This window comes from Bradyrhizobium sp. NAS96.2 (genome assembly GCF_001908235.1).
Classification (GTDB): Bacteria; Pseudomonadota; Alphaproteobacteria; order Rhizobiales; family Xanthobacteraceae; genus Bradyrhizobium.
In genome coordinates this window covers 117,387-133,203 of sequence record NZ_LGHK01000022.1, presented here as the reverse complement: position 1 = coordinate 133,203, position 15,817 = coordinate 117,387, and the positions used below count along the sequence as shown (strand labels likewise).

At 58.0% G+C, this 15,817-nt stretch carries 16 protein-coding genes and 1 pseudogene; 14 read left to right on the top strand and 3 right to left on the bottom strand.

Annotated elements, in window-relative coordinates; all coding sequences use genetic code 11:
• The 3 genes and pseudogenes from AC628_RS06175 to AC628_RS06165 form a co-directional block, all read left to right on the top strand.
• Positions 1 to 666, top strand: a 666-nt coding sequence (locus tag AC628_RS06175; protein ID WP_245321051.1) for an Effector protein NopP, incomplete at its 5' end; no start/stop codon positions are given.
• A gap of 384 nt (positions 667 to 1,050) precedes the next feature.
• The gene (locus AC628_RS43755; protein WP_168193313.1) at positions 1,051 to 1,194 is read left to right on the top strand and encodes a hypothetical protein; all 144 of its coding nucleotides are present in this window, start codon (positions 1,051 to 1,053) and stop codon (positions 1,192 to 1,194) included.
• Positions 1,131 to 1,789, top strand: a pseudogene (locus tag AC628_RS06165) (IS630 family transposase); the annotation flags it as partial. The gene AC628_RS43755 and the pseudogene AC628_RS06165, both read left to right, overlap by 64 nt.
• Before the next feature lie 64 nt (positions 1,790 to 1,853).
• On the opposite strand, the gene AC628_RS06160 reads toward AC628_RS06165, so the two are convergent.
• Together AC628_RS06160 and AC628_RS06150 are read right to left on the bottom strand one after the other, a co-directional pair.
• Entirely contained in the window at positions 1,854 to 2,996 is a 1,143-nt protein-coding gene (locus tag AC628_RS06160; protein WP_074125824.1) for an alanine racemase, read from the bottom strand.
• 1,425 nt (positions 2,997 to 4,421) lie between these two features.
• Positions 4,422 to 5,117 (bottom strand): nodulation protein NolW, encoded by a 696-nt coding sequence (locus AC628_RS06150; RefSeq protein ID WP_168193312.1) that lies wholly within the window; start codon positions 5,115 to 5,117, stop codon positions 4,422 to 4,424.
• 206 nt (positions 5,118 to 5,323) lie between these two features.
• Here AC628_RS06150 and AC628_RS42015 point away from each other — a divergent pair, with 206 nt between their 5' ends.
• From AC628_RS42015 to AC628_RS06095, 11 genes are all read left to right on the top strand, one after another.
• On the top strand, positions 5,324 to 5,836 hold the full coding sequence (locus tag AC628_RS42015; RefSeq protein WP_083632626.1) for a nodulation protein NolB: 513 nt from the start codon (positions 5,324 to 5,326) through the stop codon (positions 5,834 to 5,836).
• A gap of 9 nt (positions 5,837 to 5,845) precedes the next feature.
• Positions 5,846 to 6,712 (top strand): type III secretion system inner membrane ring lipoprotein SctJ, encoded by an 867-nt coding sequence (gene sctJ / locus AC628_RS06140; RefSeq protein WP_074125823.1) that lies wholly within the window; start codon positions 5,846 to 5,848, stop codon positions 6,710 to 6,712.
• Positions 6,713 to 6,725: 13 nt separating this feature from the next.
• Positions 6,726 to 7,358 carry a nodulation protein NolU gene (locus AC628_RS06135; RefSeq protein ID WP_168193311.1) on the top strand — a complete coding sequence of 211 codons (633 nt, stop codon included), beginning with the start codon at positions 6,726 to 6,728 and terminating at the stop codon, positions 7,356 to 7,358.
• Positions 7,355 to 7,978 carry a type III secretion system stator protein SctL gene (sctL, locus tag AC628_RS06130; RefSeq protein ID WP_074125821.1) on the top strand — a complete coding sequence of 208 codons (624 nt, stop codon included), beginning with the start codon at positions 7,355 to 7,357 and terminating at the stop codon, positions 7,976 to 7,978. Before AC628_RS06135 ends, sctL begins: the two co-directional genes overlap by 4 nt.
• Before the next feature lie 44 nt (positions 7,979 to 8,022).
• A complete protein-coding gene (gene sctN, locus AC628_RS06125) occupies positions 8,023 to 9,333 on the top strand; it encodes a type III secretion system ATPase SctN (RefSeq protein ID WP_168193314.1) in 1,311 nt (436 codons plus the stop codon).
• Complete coding sequence (locus tag AC628_RS06120) at positions 9,309 to 9,842, top strand: efflux RND transporter periplasmic adaptor subunit (RefSeq protein ID WP_074125819.1); 534 nt, start codon at positions 9,309 to 9,311, stop codon at positions 9,840 to 9,842. Before sctN ends, AC628_RS06120 begins: the two co-directional genes overlap by 25 nt.
• Before the next feature lie 233 nt (positions 9,843 to 10,075).
• Entirely contained in the window at positions 10,076 to 10,954 is an 879-nt protein-coding gene (gene sctQ, locus AC628_RS06115) for a type III secretion system cytoplasmic ring protein SctQ (RefSeq protein ID WP_349510103.1), read from the top strand.
• Complete coding sequence (sctR, locus tag AC628_RS06110; protein WP_074125818.1) at positions 10,947 to 11,612, top strand: type III secretion system export apparatus subunit SctR; 666 nt, start codon at positions 10,947 to 10,949, stop codon at positions 11,610 to 11,612. The genes sctQ and sctR overlap by 8 nt, the downstream gene beginning before the upstream one ends.
• Before the next feature lie 2 nt (positions 11,613 to 11,614).
• Entirely contained in the window at positions 11,615 to 11,890 is a 276-nt protein-coding gene (locus AC628_RS06105; RefSeq protein ID WP_074125817.1) for an EscS/YscS/HrcS family type III secretion system export apparatus protein, read from the top strand.
• Positions 11,891 to 11,901: 11 nt separating this feature from the next.
• Positions 11,902 to 12,723, top strand: coding sequence for a type III secretion system export apparatus subunit SctT (sctT, locus tag AC628_RS06100; RefSeq protein ID WP_074125816.1), 822 nt, complete (start codon positions 11,902 to 11,904; stop codon positions 12,721 to 12,723).
• The gene (locus AC628_RS06095) at positions 12,720 to 13,757 is read left to right on the top strand and encodes an EscU/YscU/HrcU family type III secretion system export apparatus switch protein (RefSeq protein ID WP_074125815.1); all 1,038 of its coding nucleotides are present in this window, start codon (positions 12,720 to 12,722) and stop codon (positions 13,755 to 13,757) included. Before sctT ends, AC628_RS06095 begins: the two co-directional genes overlap by 4 nt.
• 341 nt (positions 13,758 to 14,098) lie before the next feature.
• Here the strand turns inward: AC628_RS06095 and AC628_RS42010 are convergent, their stop codons facing one another.
• On the bottom strand, positions 14,099 to 15,595 hold the full coding sequence (locus AC628_RS42010; protein WP_245321049.1) for a carbohydrate porin: 1,497 nt from the start codon (positions 15,593 to 15,595) through the stop codon (positions 14,099 to 14,101).
• Positions 15,596 to 15,817: the final 222 nt, after the last annotated feature.

The window sequence follows — 15,817 nt, the reverse complement described above, 5'->3', positions numbered from 1 at the left end:
GGCAGCTCGTCTTCGCGTTATTCTCTCGATTCAAGACCTCCTGTGGTCTCGATCGACAGAGCTACATTCAGGAGAGAAGCGAGGAACTTCTATGGCAAGGAAATTGACGAAATCGCCAACAACCCACACGAGTACTCCGAGTTTGTATCGGATAGAGCTAGGCGCACATCAGAGGTTGCCAAGGACTATAGCGTCAGACGAGATTCCGATGATGCCCAATATTACAGCTACCAATTGGGAAATAAGAGCGTAGGGCTCCAAAGAACGGAGCCTGGATTCAGCATGTCTGATTTCAAAAGCGACAGCTGGCGAGAACAGTTCCCCGGAGCAGACAGGACCACCTCAATTATCGACTTCCAGGTTGCTCATCCGCTGGTCACGAACGCTGGCGATATTCTGCTCGAGCATCAACTTCGGCAAGACGGCGAACGGCCGTTGGTGAACTGGCGTCCTGCCAATGCAGAAGCGAAAGCCCGGGCACAGAGTATGGGGTTCGTTGAAGTCGATGAGGACGACATGGTGCTCGATGCAGCCAGGTCTGGAAAGTGGAGAATCAACGACGACGGCGAATGGCAGCGTGCAACTAGTTCTCAGCGTTATCTATCTAAAGTTGACAGTGATGATGAGGTTGCAGAAGCTTCCGACGAGGATGGTGACTTTATGTAACGCTGATCTTCGCATTGTTTCGAGAAGGTCAGCTTACGGTCGAGCGTTGAGCCGAGCGAAACCGATCACCTGACTGGATGAGGTGCCCTAAAGACGGCACCGCGGCGCTTGTGAGCTGCGCGGCGGTGAATACGTCAACAAAGCCCCGGCTTCAAGTCGGGGCTTTTCACTAGCACGTTGCAGAGGAAGAATCATTCGCGGATTATCTGTGGGGCGGCACGCGGCATTATGGCTGAAATGGACCCTGTTTTGGGACCACGCGCTTAGTTGGATGAGGCTGCTCCGTTTGATAGACGGAGCGCATGATGACTACGAAGACGAGATGCAAGGTCGACGCGGGACTGAAGGCAAAGATCGCGCTGGAAGCGGTGCGGAGCAGATGAGGTGGCCGATCTGGCCCAGCGCTATGTGGTTCACCCGGAACAGATCCGTGCCTGGAAGAAGCCGCTGCTGGACCAAGCCGCCTACTCGACGAGGCTCGCCCTGGCCGCCCCGCAGCATCAACAAACGGTCAGGTTGCCGCCGTGATCGAGCAACGTTACGGACGGCACCGGCCGACGCGCCGCACCGTTCGATCCGCTCGATCGCTGCGGAAACTGGCTTTCCCACACCACGATCCGCTAAATGCGGGCGGATTCGGCTTGCAGCCGCACCGTAGCCAGACATTCAAGCTGTCGAGCGATCCGCTGTTCGTCTAGAAGGTGCACAATATCCTCGGCCTTTATCTATCACCACCGAACCGAGCCGTTGTCCTCAATGTCGATGAGAAGAGTCAGATACAGGCATTTGATCGCGAGCAGCCGGTCCTGCCGATGATGTCTGGCGTGCCGGAACGCGCACGCACAGCTATGTGCGGCAAGGTACGACTTCGCTGGTTGCTGCGCTCGACGTCGCCTCGGGGTTCGTCATCGGCAAATGCTACAAGCGGCACAGGGCGGTCGAATCCTTGAAGGTTTTCAAAAGAGAGCGATGCCCAGGTCCCAGGAGGTCTCAATGTCCATATCGTTATGGACAACTACGCCACCCACAAGACCCCAGGATCAAGGCGTGGCTTGCTCGCCGGCCGCATTATCATGTCCACTTCACAGCAACTTCCGCATCATGGATCAATCAGGTCGAGCGTGGTTCGCTGAATCAGACTTTATGTGCGAACTTTAGATTCACGTGACTAGTATGGTCATGAACAACTACTGACTGGCGGCGGGCAACATGGTAAGTTCATCGTGACCTACAGCCACGATCTTATCGACCGAAAAGCCGTTGAATCGCGCCATGTCCGTATAGGCGCCCACGTTCTGGAATTCAATCCAATCGCCTTCGCTCAAATCGCGTGGCAGCGAATATGAGAATCCAAGCCTGTCCATGCCGTCGCAAGTTGGGCCAAAGATGATGAAGTCCTGGCACTCCTCAGTCTGGATCGGCCGTCCCCTACGCCAAGCGCGGGCGGGGAGCAGAAAATATTGTCGGGCAGGTGAGAGCCCGCTGTAGATGCCCGCGCCGCAGTAGAGCGCTCCGCCTTTTCTTAAGATCACGCGGCAAAACAAAGAGATGCTATCATGAACCAGTGCTCGTCCGGGCTCACACAAGAGTTCAACACGCTTTAGTGCATCCGTTTCGCGCACAAGTTTTGTGATGTCGGAGAGCATGCTCAAGGGAGAGTGATAGGGAACGTTCAGATAATGGCCGGGAAAGCCACCACCAATATCGAGCGCAGTGGGAGCCGGAGAAACAGCTTCTATAATGTCGGCGGCTGACCGAATGCCATGCAGATAGGGATCGACAACGATCGTTTGGGAACCTGGGTGAAAGGACAAGCCCGTGGTCCAGCGTGACTGCGCGTTGACGAGACCCAGCAGACGGCTCGCTTCGGCGGGCGAGACACCAAACTTACCGTTTAAGTCTAGGAGGGCGCGCGTCCCGCTACACTTGAATCGGACGTAGATTCGTATTTCCGGATCATGCGACGGCAGGACCTCGAGGAGCTTTCGCAGCTCGGCTTCGCAATCGATGACATAGTCGCGAACCCCCAGATCGCGGAACGTCCGTTCGATATCGCGACGAGATTTCACGGGATTCATGAACCATGAACGGGCCCGGGGAATCGTGGAATGGACAAGGTGGGCTTCGGCCAGCGACGCCACGTCGAATCCGGCCACTCCGGCTCGAGAGAGCGCGTGAAGAATTTGGGGCAACGGATTCGCCTTCACCGCATACAGCACGCGTCCTGAGAAATGCTCAGTGAATTCGCGCGTGACGGATGCAAGACGCCCCTCATTGAGCGTATAGAAGGCATCAACTTCCGCCCTTTCCAATGACCTTACCAAGCTCATATTGCGCCATTCCTCTCGCGCCAGACGGGGAGTAGCCGGCGCTCTTGTCGCCTGCTGCGAGAGCAATGACCATGCCAGCGCTCCTTACGCATTGAACCGCCATGCGCCACGGCGCGCGATGTCTTGAATCTTACAACTTTTTGTACGCGGCTGTGAAAAGCCAGACAAAGATCGATGGGCCGGCGCATCCGGACCGTGCATCGCGGCCGTAATCCCTGGTTGAAATTCGCTCTGGCCTAAGACAAGGACCAGGTTATGAACCGGGCAGCGGCCGTCAGTTTGGAGGCCAACTAGACCAGGGTCGGACTCAATTTCCCCACCAAGGGAGGGCGGCTGCCAGTGGGGAGCGCCCAATGGATACCACGAGAATGTGACTCTGACGCAGCGGGGCGAATTGCCGTGCAAGGCTTAGCAGCCGCCGTTCGGGCCACTGGTTGTCGAGGCGCCGTTAAGATTGCGGACGGCGTGGTGCGGATATCGCCAGCGATGTTCGCGGCATTTAGAAGGCCTGGACTGGAGGTTGGTCCGGCCGGAGGAAGCGCGGCGTCCACAGATCCCTGGATAACTGCGGCAGAATGACTCTGAGCCGGTTAGGGGATGGCTCCGGTGCCGGCTGGAGGTCATTCTCGGCGAACTACGCCGGGAGAAGTTCGGATCGAAGTCCAGGAGGCTGCGGCCAGATCAATATCATTTGCCGCTCAAACACATGCAGATCGCGCAAGGCTCGTCCTGGACGCAGCACAGGAGAAGGCTGCAGCGATCATCAGGGGCCGATCGCGCGCTGGATCGGATCAGGACCATCAGCGCAATCGGGGTTACTTGCCTGCCCATTTGCCGCAGGTGGAGCGGGTCATCGAGCCTGCGGGCACGTTCTGTCCGTGTAGTTGCGGCGCCGCGCTTCTTCCGACGTGGCCAGCGCCGCTTGATGCTTGCTCAGTGCTGCTTGCGTTTGCGCCAAAAGCGCCCTTCAGGCATTCATTCGGCGGAGATGTGCTCGACATGGCGCATGAGCACCGCGTCGCTTCGCGACGAGAGTTGCAAGCGGCGTCGCCGATCGTAAGCCTGCCAACGGGTCGCCCCGTACTTGCGCGCCACCTCCGACACCTGAGCGCCGGGCAGCAGACTTTCGGCGACAATCCAAGCCCGCGCGGCCTCCTAACGCGCACGACGCCCGGACGGCTCCTCAAGCACTTCAAGCCGGCAGACCGACCCCAAAAGAGCCGTCTAAATGGACATCCTTTTTGCCGTCCAATCCCATCCCAAACCTTCGGCGCCATGTGCCACGGTGTAAGCATATTACCTAAGGAACAGCGCTGTTGTTGATCTGTTGCAACGGCAGATCGGCGATGTCGTTGGCGTTGGCCGATACATCCGCGCCGCCGATGCAACGGCACGACCGGCGGCCGCGCTGCGACGCTTCTCTTATCATTTTTGGCCCAGTGCGGGCGCGGGCCTGACGCCGTCCTGGTGCGGGATGTCGAAAGAATAGGGACCTTCCGGTCTTCCATCGCGGATGATCATCGTCGAGGAGCCGCGAAATAGCGTCAGCACAGAGTCCCGCGTCGGCGTCTCGACAGCGCGTGGTCGAGCCTGCGCCTCAGTCACGAGGCCTTTCAGGGTCTCATCCACGAGTGCGATGAAGCGTGGCGGACCAGACGCCAGGACCAGACCATTTCCGGGCGCGGCCCTTATTGTATAGCGCTCGTCGGAGATGTTGAGCGCATCGAGGGCCGCCGTGAACGCGCCGAAGCTGATCGGACCCAGTAGAAGCAAACGAGTTTGCGCCTCCTTTGCGGCAGACACGTAAAGCACGAGTCCATCGTAATACCATTGCAGATTGTAGAGCTGAGTGAGATGGTCGAGGAACTCCCGCGGTGATAGATCCGGCATGTGTCCGCGAATCCGGCCCTTCACTTCGCCGCTGATGTTGATTCTGATGTTGAGGTTGTTGCCGAATTCCTGCAGCGCAGCGGGGAGGTCCTGGTCCAGCACCGTATAGCGATAAGGTGTTGAGGAGAGCGACAGGGGAGCGCCGAACGCCGCATGTTTTCCGGTCGAAACGAATGCCCCGACGCATAGAATTCCGATCAAAACGCACTGAATCATAAATGGGATGAACATTAAGGTTCTCTTCGACCTGGCCAACGGGAGTGGAGTCGCGCAAATGTAGACGGCCAAACGTGATCATTAGATGACGCTGGGTGCGACGAACTGGTCAGCTTCTCGTCAGCTCGCTTCTCTAGGAATCCTCTCTGGGATATTGAGCCGTTCATGGGTCTTGAGCGGCCAGTCCTATCACATCCCGAAGAGAGCAAGGTCCTTCCACGATGATGTTAGGTGCTGTGCCGATTTCTCCCAACCTGACCGAAGGTTTGTGCCAGACCTGCTCATCAGCAGCAGTCGGCGACCAAGTCCAGTTCCAGCAGAGCCTTTCGCAGGCGGCCTCGATCCAAGGCGTTGCGTCGCCGGTGACGGAAGCGCCGCCAGTGTCCCCGACATCCGAAGTTTCGCGAACCACAACGCAAGCGACCCCTTTGGGCGAGCGCATCCTCCAGAATCTATCCTCGCTGTATCGGGTCAATGCAGATCCTCGCGTTGTCGCCGGGGGCGGACCCGCTCTTCCGAAGGCCGTTGAGCCCGGGTCGGCATCGCAGCCCCTCTTGTTGCAGCCAAGCGCGGCGGAACCAAGTTTGTCGGTTGTCCCTCAACGCGCAGATAACTTCGAGGCTATGTTGGCAAATCTGAAGGATGTTTCTGACGGCGTCATTCAGATGACGCTCGTTTCAAACTGCATTGGCAGCGTCAGTTCATCACTGAACAAGCTGATATCGGCAGGCTGAGTGGAGCGGATGATCGGTTCAATCTGTCGCGAAAGCGGCTGTCGCCCGCGCTCCGCCAGGCGGTTCCGCGTCGTGGCTTTGCTATCGCTCCTTCTTCCCCTTGTTGGTTGCAAGGCCGATCTCTACACCAAAGTGCAGGAGCGCGAGGCCAATGAGATGCTTGCGGTCCTCCTCAAGAACGGGGTTGATGCGGTCCGTGTTGCTGCAAAGGACGGGACCAGCACGATCCAGGTCGAACAGAACCAGCTGGCCTCTTCGATTGACCTGCTGAATGCCGAAGGGCTGCCACGCCACTCTTTCAAAAGTCTCGGCGAGGTGTTCAATGCGGCCGGCCTGATTGCTTCGCCGACTGAGGAGCGCGCCCGTTACGTTTATGCTCTAAGCGAGGAATTGTCGCGGACGATCAGCGATATCGACGGCGTCCTCTCAGCGCGCGTCCATGTCGTTCTGCCAAAGAACGACCTATTGCGGCGAGACACCACGCCGTCTTCGGCGTCGGTTTTCATCCGGCATGATTCCAGGGCGAATCTCTCAAGCCTGCTGCCGCAGATTAAGATGCTCGTTGTCAACAGCATCGAGGGCCTATCCTATGACAAGGTGGCAGTCGTGTTCGTGCCGGTCGAGCGGCCTGCACTCGAGCAGCGGCCTGGGTCGGCGGCTGCATCAGCCCAAGCATCCGGATTCATTTCAATGCCATTGCTTGCGATTGGAATGGGTCTCGGCGGCTCGGGATTAGGCGTACTATCCTATGTCTTGCTCGGCGCTCGTGTGCGTCAGCGCGGGCAAGCATCTCCCAAGGTGGCCATGGTGACGAGACGTTCGGGTGCGTCCGCGATCGAGGCCGTGCGTAAAGCGATCAAGCCTAATGCAGCCTAGGAGAGTATTCGACATGGCGACACCGAAGCAGTCTGCCGAGCGACGTCGTCCGTTCAAATCGCCAGTTGAAGGTATTGGCGAGCTTGCCGCCTCGATTCATCCGACCCGCCTTGCCGCGCGCCTTGATGCGAACCTCTCGGCTGCGACGTTGGTACAGCTACAGAAGAGCCGCAGGCTGCAGACAAGGGTGGCGGGGCTGCTGCTTGACAACGAAATTAACCTAAACGGCGGTGTCTGGAGGCCGGACCTTCTGCTGGGACATGATCCGAAACGGGCTGCTCTGCTCGCCGGCGGCGTCTTTCATGCCCGTTCGCTGATCAAGCTGATCTCAAAGCCCGATGTCGCCGTGCTGATCGGGCGTGTAGGTGCCGAAGCGCAGGCTTTTGGTATCCGACACGCCGCGCATGCAGTTTCAACCAGCGTCATTACCGATCCGCAACAACTCGCGCAAGAAATTGATGCCGACGGGCATGCCTGTCTCGGGGCCTGGCTCGACCAAGCGTCAGCGCTTGATCGCAACCGCGTACTTCTACGCTTGGCTGTCGGAACTGCCGCCGACAATCCAGCAACCGAACACCGTCAAGCCGCAGACCAATTGTTTTGCTTGGTGTTGGCCCAATTGGCGAAGGCGACACCTGCGCTATGACAGTCGACGAGTCCGCCCCACCCATAGCTCCGCACATGCGCCCACTTGGCCCTCTCATAGCGGCAAGGGATCTCGAGATCTGGCAGGAGGCCGCCGAGGCGCGAGCCGCTGCAGAGCGGCATCTGCAGCGGGTTCGCAGCTGGGCGCGCAGGGCTTATCAGTTGGAGCGAGCGCGCGGGCATGCCGAGGGGCTGGCGGCCGGTGCCGAGGAGATGGCACAGCTGATCGCGCGGGCCGCCTCGGAAACGGCACAGAAACACGCCGTTCTGGAGGAGGAATTGCCACAGCTCGTGATGGAGATGGTAACTGATCTGCTGGGCGCCTTCGATCCCGGCGAGATGTTGGTGAGGACGGTTCGTCACGCCATCCAGCGAAAATATGGCGGGGCGGAGCTTTCTCTTCATGTATCCTCCATGGACGCTGATGCCCTTGCCCACGAATTTGCTGCGTGCGACGGACGGGGGGGCCGGCCGACGGTCCGAATTGTTTCGGACCCGGCACTATCCCCGCACGAATGCGTGCTGCGGAGCGAATTCGGCAATGTTGATCTCGGACTTGCCGCGCAGCTCCGCGCGCTGCGTCTTGGACTCGGGTTACCTCCCGCGGCAGGCGAGCTGTGACGACGCGCGGAGCAAACCGTGGCAATCCCGTTGCAGAGGCGAACCTGCACGGTGTGCTATCGCGTCTGCGATCGACAGCAAGGCATGTCGACACGCGTGCCGTACACGGAAGAATTACGCGGGCGATCGGCACGCTCCTCCATGCAGTCTTGCCCGATGCTCGTATTGGAGAGCTTTGTGTCGTGCAGGATCCGCGCACCGGGTGGTCACTTGAGGCCGAGGTGATCGGTCTGCGGGAGGATGGCGTGCTGCTGACGCCGATCGGAGACTTGCAGGGCTTGTCCAGCCGGGCAGAAGTCGTCGCTACCGGACGAATGCATGAGGTGCCAGTCGGGCCCGAGTTGCTTGGCCGGGTGATCGACAGCTTCGGCCGTCCACTCGATGGTAAAGGTGCAGTCAAAGTCACCGAAACTCGTCCGTTGCGCGGCAAAGCGCCAAACCCGATGACGAGGCGCATCATCGAGCGGCCTTTGCCACTCGGCGTGCGCGTCCTAGACGGCCTTTTGACATGCGGCGAGGGCCAGCGGATCGGCATATATGGAGAGCCTGGTTGCGGCAAGTCGACGTTATTGGCGCAGATCGTAAAGGGCGCGATCGCTGACGTCACGGTCGTTGCACTGATAGGCGAGCGTGGGCGGGAGGTGCGTGAATTCATTGAGCGCCATCTTGGGGAGGCAGCCCTTCGTCGCACGGTCGTAGTCGTTGAGACCTCCGATCGCTCGGCGATGGAGCGCGCGCAATGTGCCTATATGGCAACCGCGCTCGCGGAGTATTTTCGCGAACAGGGACTGCGCGTCGTTCTGATGATGGATTCATTGACGCGATTTGGCCGCGCCATGCGCGAAATCGGTCTTGCTGCGGGCGAGCCGCCGACCCGGCGGGGCTTTCCTCCCTCTGTCTTTGCTATGTTGCCGGGATTGCTCGAGCGTGCGGGCATGGATGCGTGCGGTTCAATTACAGCGTTCTATACCGTGCTTGTGGAAGGTGAGGGTACCGGCGATCCAATCGCCGAGGAAACGCGCGGCATTCTCGATGGCCATATCGTTCTCTCGCGCTCCATCGCCGCGCGAGCTCAATTCCCCGCTATCGACGTACTGTCGAGCCGCAGCCGCGTCATGGATGCCGTCGTATCCGCGCAGCATCGCGAGGCCGCATCTTTCTTCCGCGATCTGCTCTCACGCCACGCAGAGGCCGAGTTCCTAGTCAAGGTCGGTGAATACAAGGAAGGTAGCGATCCCCTAACGGACCGAGCTATCGCCTCGATCAATGATCTGAACCAGTTCTTGCGCCAAAGCGAAAACGATGCGTCCACTTTTGAGGAAACCGTCACATGGATGTGCCGTCTGACCGCATGAGTTGCATTCACGCGTCGAAATTGCGGCACGTCAAGGATCTGCGTGAGCGTAGTGCCCGCAGTGAATTGTCCAATATGGACGCCAAACGCAATATCGCGGCCCTGGCTGCGAAGCGCGCATGGCGCGAACTGACAATCGCAGAAGAGCATCACGCACGGGCAGAGACGGAAGTTTACCAACAACTGGCATCGCTCGGTACCTTGTCCGTCATTGAACTTGATCGCTGCCAGCTCATTTTGGAGAGGCTCGCGGGTGAGATCGCGTCGAAACGCCAGACGCTTGAGGACGCGCGTATCGCTCAACAGCAGGCCGAGATAGCGGCATCGGAAAAGCGAGCGGACTGGGCCAAACGTTCCGCGGCGACTCACAAATGGCGACAGATTGAGACCGACGTCCGACGTGCAGTCCATGATCATTCGGAGGTCACAGCCGAGATAGATGCCGATGATGAAGTCCTGCTTCGCTATGGGCGGGGGTTACCCACAAAGGTGGCAGACGGTTCAATCTGATGAGCGCTAGTCATGTTGGGACACAAACGTGCTGCCATGCAGAGCCGCCTTCCGCGCATCGTGCGGGCGAATGCACGGCGTACAAGCCATCTCTTGTTCTGACTCATGCGTTGGTCTCGTGGCTCAATGGAATCGCGGGGCCCCGCACGTCTTTGCAGACCAGCCTTGGTGATAAGCCGCTATCGGTGCGACTGGGACGAGTCGTTTGGCAGGAGGAACCTTCGGCTATATCGATGCTCGACTGCATTTGGGATGTCGGTGACGAAGCGGTCGTCTTATCGATACCCTATGTCCTTGCCGAGGCGTTGATCTCGACAGTGCAGAGGGGACTCACCTTCCCCTCCGAGCCCAGTGGTTCGCTCATTCTCGAACTTGCGCTCGAACCGTTGCTCGCTCGTCTGGAGCGAAAGATTGAGCAGAGGCTGCAACTTCTGCATGTTGGAAAGGCCGAAACGATAGGGCCTTATGTCGAATTCGACATTGCCTACGGTCCGGTCAGGAGCAAAGGTCGCCTGTTTCTTTTCTCGCCTGTCGATGGACCGATACCGCCGGCGTTCCGCGCTTTAGGCGAGTTGCTCGGTCAACTGCCGCGAGAAATGTGCAAGCTCTCCACGGAGCTACCCGTCATCGTTGCTGGAGAGATGGGCGCGCTCCGAGCTCCGGCCTCGCTTCTTCGCAAAGCGAGTGCAGGCGACGCTTTGCTGCCGGGCGTAATGCCATTCGCCCGTAGTCAGATCATCCTCACTGCAGGCCGATTATGGACCGAGGCAAATGTCGCTGGCGGTCGCCTGACCTTGCGGAGGCCATTTCGGTTGCTACCGCGCCCTCTGGAGTATGCACATATGACGACACAGCCCGAATCGCAGCAGCCGCTCTCGGACGCCGATCTCGACGACATAGAGGTCACGCTGGTCTTCGAATGCGGCCGGTGGCAGATCACGCTTGGAGAATTGAGGAGTGCCGGCGAAGGACATGTGTTCGAACTTGGCCGGCCGGTGGACGGCCCGATCGATATCCTTGCGAACGGCCTACGTATCGGAAGCGGTGACATCGTGCGTATTGGGGACGAGCTCGGTATCAGACTGCGTGGCGGGTTAGCGGGCAATGACTGAGGTTCAACCGGCAATTCTGGCGCTTCTTGCGGTTACGGCCGGTCTCGGCTTGTTGCTCTTCGCGGTCGTCACGACCACGGCGTTCGTTAAGGTATCGGTGGTTCTCTTCCTCGTTCGCAATGCTCTTGGGACCCAGTCGATACCACCGAACATCGTTCTATACGGCGCGGCATTGATTCTCACCGCCTTCACTAGCGCCCCCGTCTTTGAGCAGAGCTACAATCGAATCGCTGATCTGCAACTCCGCTATCAGACCCTCGAGGATTGGGTCAGTGCGGCGAAAGAGGGGCAGGAGCCGCTGCGAAGCTATCTTAAGAAGTTCACCAATGAAGAACAGCGAGGCTTCTTCATGTCCTCGACCGAACGTGTCTGGCCAGAGGAGATGCGCAGCAGAGCCACATCTGATGATTTTGTCATTTTAGTTCCGTCTTTTCTAATCTCGGAGCTCAAGCGTGCCTTCGAAATTGGGTTTTTGCTCTATCTTCCCTTTATCACCATCGATCTGATCGTGACGACCATTCTGATGGCTATGGGCATGTCAATGGTATCGCCTACAGTGATATCGGTCCCTTTTAAGCTCTTTCTATTCGTGGCCATTGATGGCTGGTCTCGTCTCATGCACGGGCTGGTACTGAGCTACGCAATGCCTGGAGGTTGAATATGGATGAGACCACTATTCTTACTCACATGACCCGATCGCTCGTACTTTTCATGATCTGGGTTCTGCCTCCACTCATTGCGGCGGCGGTTGCCGAAACAGCCATTGGCCTTATCCAGGCGGCAACGCAGATCCAGGACCAGACGTTGCCGCTGACGGTGAAGCTTCTGGTCGTCGTTGCGATCATCAGTCTGTTTTCTCCCGTGCTGAGCGCCCCGCTTATTGAACAAGCCAAGCAGATCTTCACGGAGTTTCCTGCGCTCACGGCGGGCTACTAGCGCCCCCCGCGATGTCTGAGTTGTCAACCGCCGAGACTCAAAGTCTGATCCATGCGGCCATCGAACTCGTCGTTGCTGCCGGCCTTGGTGCAGCCCGCCCCGCCGGCATCATGCTGGTTCTCCCCGTATTTACGCGCACGCAGATCGGCAGGCTGATCCGCGGCTGTCTGGCCGTTGCGATCGAGCTACCGTATTTGGGGCAAATGGTCGATGGCCTGAAGACGCTGGACCCAGACACGCATCTGATCAGGATCACGCTACTGGGATTGAAGGAGACGTGTGTCGGTCTGCTGATCGGCGCCGTGCTCAGCATTCCGTTATGGACCATCCAGGCTGTCGGGGAGATCATCGACGTCCAACGAGGCGTCACAAGCGTGGTTGCTCCCGCCGATCCCGCGACGCACAGTCAGGCTTCGGCGACAGGACTGTTTCTCGGTATCACCGCGATCACGGTCTTTGTCGTATCCGGAGGCCTACAGACCATGATCAGCGGACTGTATGGCAGCTATCTGGTCTTGCCAGTGTATCAGTTTCGACCCACGCTGACCGTGCAAGGGATAAGGGAGCTGCTGGGCATGTTAGACGGCATGATACGTGCCACCGTCCTGATCTCGGGGCCCGTGGTCGTTTTCCTGCTGCTGATCGATATATCAGCGATGCTGCTCCAACGCTTTGCACCGCAATTCAACAACAAGGATCTGTCTTTGACGATCAAAAATATCGGCTTTGTGATCGTCATGGTCACCTACGCGGTTTATCTGATCGAATACATGCAATCGGAATTCATCCAGTCCGGCGGCGAGTTGGAGAGGTTTGAAAGGCAACTGAAGTGAGCGACACGAGCGAAGAAAAAACGCTCGCCCCCACCGACAAGAAGCTCAACGATGCGCGCAAGAAGGGATCGATTCCGCACAGCAGTGATTTTGTTAGAGCCGTCAGCAGCTGCGCCGGTCTCGGCTATCTCTGGTTGGAGGCCGGTTCAATCCAGGATAGGTGCGAAGCAGCGCTAGTGCTGGCTGACAAGCTGCTGGAGGAGCCGTTCGATGTTGCGGTCCGGCTGGCGCTCGGCGCCTTGCCCGAACTTGCTCTGCGAATTGTTGGTCCGCTTCTCGGAACTATTCTCGCCGGGGCGACTCTGGCGGCAGTACTGGCCAATGGTGGAATAGTCTTCTCCTTCGAGCCGGTAAAGTTGAATTTCGAGAACATTGATCCCATAAAAGGGTTGAAGCGTATCGCTTCCTTGCGCTCCTTAGTTGAGCTCGGGAAGACCGTCTTCAAGGTCCTTGCCCTCGGCGTGACCTTTCTCCTCATCGTTGTCGGCGCGTGGAAGACGCTGGTCTTTCTGCCGGTCTGCGGCATGGGCTGCTTCGGCTTCGTCTTCATGGAAGTGAAACTGTTGATCGCGATTGCCTGCGGTGCGTTTCTGATTGTCGGATTGATCGATCTCCTCGTCCAGCGCTGGTTGTTTTTGCGCGGCATGCGCATGACACAAAGCGAGGTGAAGCGCGAGTTCAAGGAGCAGCAGGGCAATCCGGAGCTGAAACGGGAACACCGTCGCCTGCGCCGGGAGCAGGCGAACGAATCTCCGCTCGGCGTGCGTCGCGCAACGTTGATCTTGACCGGGCGGGAGATGCTGGTCGGAGTACGCTACGTCCGTGGCGAAACCGCTGTGCCAGTCTTGGTTTGCCGCGGCGAGCGCGAAGCGGCTTCAAGACTCTCTGATGAGGCGCGGGCACTTGGGCTCAGTATTACCGATGACCACATGTTAGTTAGTGAGCTAATCCACAACGCCAAGCTCGGTAACCCGATTCCTGCCCAGTATTTCGAGATCGTCGCAAGAGCCCTCATTGCGGCCGGCCTAGTCTAGTGCGTGTTGTGAATGGCGTCGCATTACGGGTGGAGGTTCGCTATCGATACGGCTGCACGGCCTGGGTGCCGGCTGACGTGGGATCCGACGACACCCTCGTTGTTGGCTGTGCTCAAGTTGCTGTTGTTACCCCGTCGAGCAATCGTGGTATTCAGCGTGCAGAGGCGTTGGTGTCGGCGAACGCGATTGACGAGCCATCAGCAGAACGTTCGTGTACGGATCTGCTATATTTTGATGGGCCGACGAACACGAAAAGCGATCCTGACGAATTGGCCATCAAACCCTCACGCTAAAGGTCCGCGCAGGCTGCCAAGCGTAGACTCGGGTCGGCCTGTAGGGACTTAGAAGAAGATCGACGTAGACACCAGTAAATTCAGAGCATGCCCCGTTTCGCGCGTGTGTATAATGCTTGTTGGGTTGTTGATGTATGTCAATCCGACGCTAGCGTATATCCCTGGTGCCAAATGCGCGGTGTAGGTTCCCGAGATTGCTGTGCTGTCGCGGTGCACGTGATGCCCTTTAGCTAAGCCTGCATCTACTGCAAAGTTGCTCCAGGCGGTTTTCGTGGCAACGATGGCAATCTGATCGCCTGGCCGGCCGTCAAACAGACCTTTCGCGTAGAGACGTGCCTCGTAATACTGACTGACTCGATTTCGGTCGGGCGGAGCATACATGACAGAGAACCCACCATAGATGCCACGCGATGCCGCACTATTAGGGTCAGATTGCCAGATCTGCCGGTCAGCAGCGACGTAGTAGACGCTGTTCGCATTGGTTCGCGAGTGCGTTGGATATTGCATATTTGTGTAGCTGCTATTGTTGAAGCCGATACCGGCTCGCAACCAAGTCTCGGGTGAGCCCGGAGCAGCTTTGCTCTTGTAGCCAGTCTCATCGAGCCAAAGAATACCCGCATTGGCCGTGCTCCAGTCCAGGCCGGTCGGGTTTTCGGTTATCTGCGCATACTGACCATCTGGGCTAAGTGAGCGCTGGATTGAGACCTTGTTATATACGTGATCATCGATGTTGAGCTTCAGGTTGAGAGCTGGCGTGGGCGCTGCGTTGTTGCTCATACCGGCTTGAAATAGGATATTTGATGAGGGCCCCGAAACACTCGCGCTTGCGTTGCCTCCCACCACCGTGCCCGCGAATTCATTCTGATTTCTGAGATAACCCACTTTGAGTTCGAGTTTTCCGTCGAAGAAGGTCTGGTAGTAAGCAATTGTATTGATGCCAAGCCTATCGGGTCCCGCTGATTTCCATGTCCAATATTGCTGGAGAGCGCCCACGATAAGCTGACCATCTGGAATTCCAAAGCGACTGAGATCGTAGGTGGCCATCATGAAATTCACGGAACCGAATGTCGGATTCTGTCCCATGTATAGTTGATTGGCGATGCTGGTTCTGGCTGCGCCTGGTAGTTGATTATTGACAAGGCTGTTTACTGTGCCGCCAATGTAACCGATCCCGACGTCCGCCAGCGCGGATCTAATGCCGTCTTTGTCCTGATCTATCGTATCGGCAGGACCAGGTATATTGAGCCACATACCTTTTTCGCGGAGAGTTTCGAACTTTGCGAATGGGGCGATCGGTTTTTGAGTTCTGTTCGTTGCAACTGCATTCGCACCCTTGCACTTTGTCGGAAGCATGCTGGAAATGCTTCCGAGGGCAGAAGGACCGGAAGGACACATTGCTTGTTTGGGCTGGCTGCTCAGGGCCGGGTCCTTTTGGCCTCTTCTGACATCCCTATCCGCAGTGTCGCTTCTCGGGGTGAGCAAGTTGGTCGTTTGTGCCAGCGTCGAATTGCTGGCGAGACTCGCTGCGAGCGAAAGCGCGACCAAAAACCCTCTTCGCTTTGGAGCTGATCGAAGGATTGAAACGCGCGTTGCGACCGAGCATATCTGAATCGCCACAACAGAGCGAGCATGCATAGTGAACTCCGCCACCGTATTTGCGGGCCTTGAATGGATTGCGCTCCGGCCTGATTGGCTCCGAACTGACCTTGATCTTTGACGTCCCAGCGCGGCTGCCGTCACGATGAGCAACAGGCTTGTCTATCCCAG

What these genes read in the sequence shown, in the direction of transcription:
- AC628_RS06160 (WP_074125824.1), bottom strand. Translation starts at nt 2,996, where the DNA reads ATGAGCTTGGTAAGGTCATTGGAAAGGGCGGAAGTTGATGCCTTCTAT.
- AC628_RS06150 (WP_168193312.1), bottom strand. Translation starts at nt 5,117, where the DNA reads ATGTTCATCCCATTTATGATTCAGTGCGTTTTGATCGGAATTCTATGC.
- AC628_RS42015 (WP_083632626.1), top strand. Translation starts at nt 5,324, where the DNA reads ATGATGTTAGGTGCTGTGCCGATTTCTCCCAACCTGACCGAAGGTTTG.
- sctJ (WP_074125823.1), top strand. Translation starts at nt 5,846, where the DNA reads ATGATCGGTTCAATCTGTCGCGAAAGCGGCTGTCGCCCGCGCTCCGCC.
- AC628_RS06135 (WP_168193311.1), top strand. Translation starts at nt 6,726, where the DNA reads ATGGCGACACCGAAGCAGTCTGCCGAGCGACGTCGTCCGTTCAAATCG.
- sctL (WP_074125821.1), top strand. Translation starts at nt 7,355, where the DNA reads ATGACAGTCGACGAGTCCGCCCCACCCATAGCTCCGCACATGCGCCCA.
- AC628_RS06120 (WP_074125819.1), top strand. Translation starts at nt 9,309, where the DNA reads ATGGATGTGCCGTCTGACCGCATGAGTTGCATTCACGCGTCGAAATTG.
- sctQ (WP_349510103.1), top strand. Translation starts at nt 10,076, where the DNA reads ATGCTCGACTGCATTTGGGATGTCGGTGACGAAGCGGTCGTCTTATCG.
- sctR (WP_074125818.1), top strand. Translation starts at nt 10,947, where the DNA reads ATGACTGAGGTTCAACCGGCAATTCTGGCGCTTCTTGCGGTTACGGCC.
- AC628_RS06105 (WP_074125817.1), top strand. Translation starts at nt 11,615, where the DNA reads ATGGATGAGACCACTATTCTTACTCACATGACCCGATCGCTCGTACTT.
- sctT (WP_074125816.1), top strand. Translation starts at nt 11,902, where the DNA reads ATGTCTGAGTTGTCAACCGCCGAGACTCAAAGTCTGATCCATGCGGCC.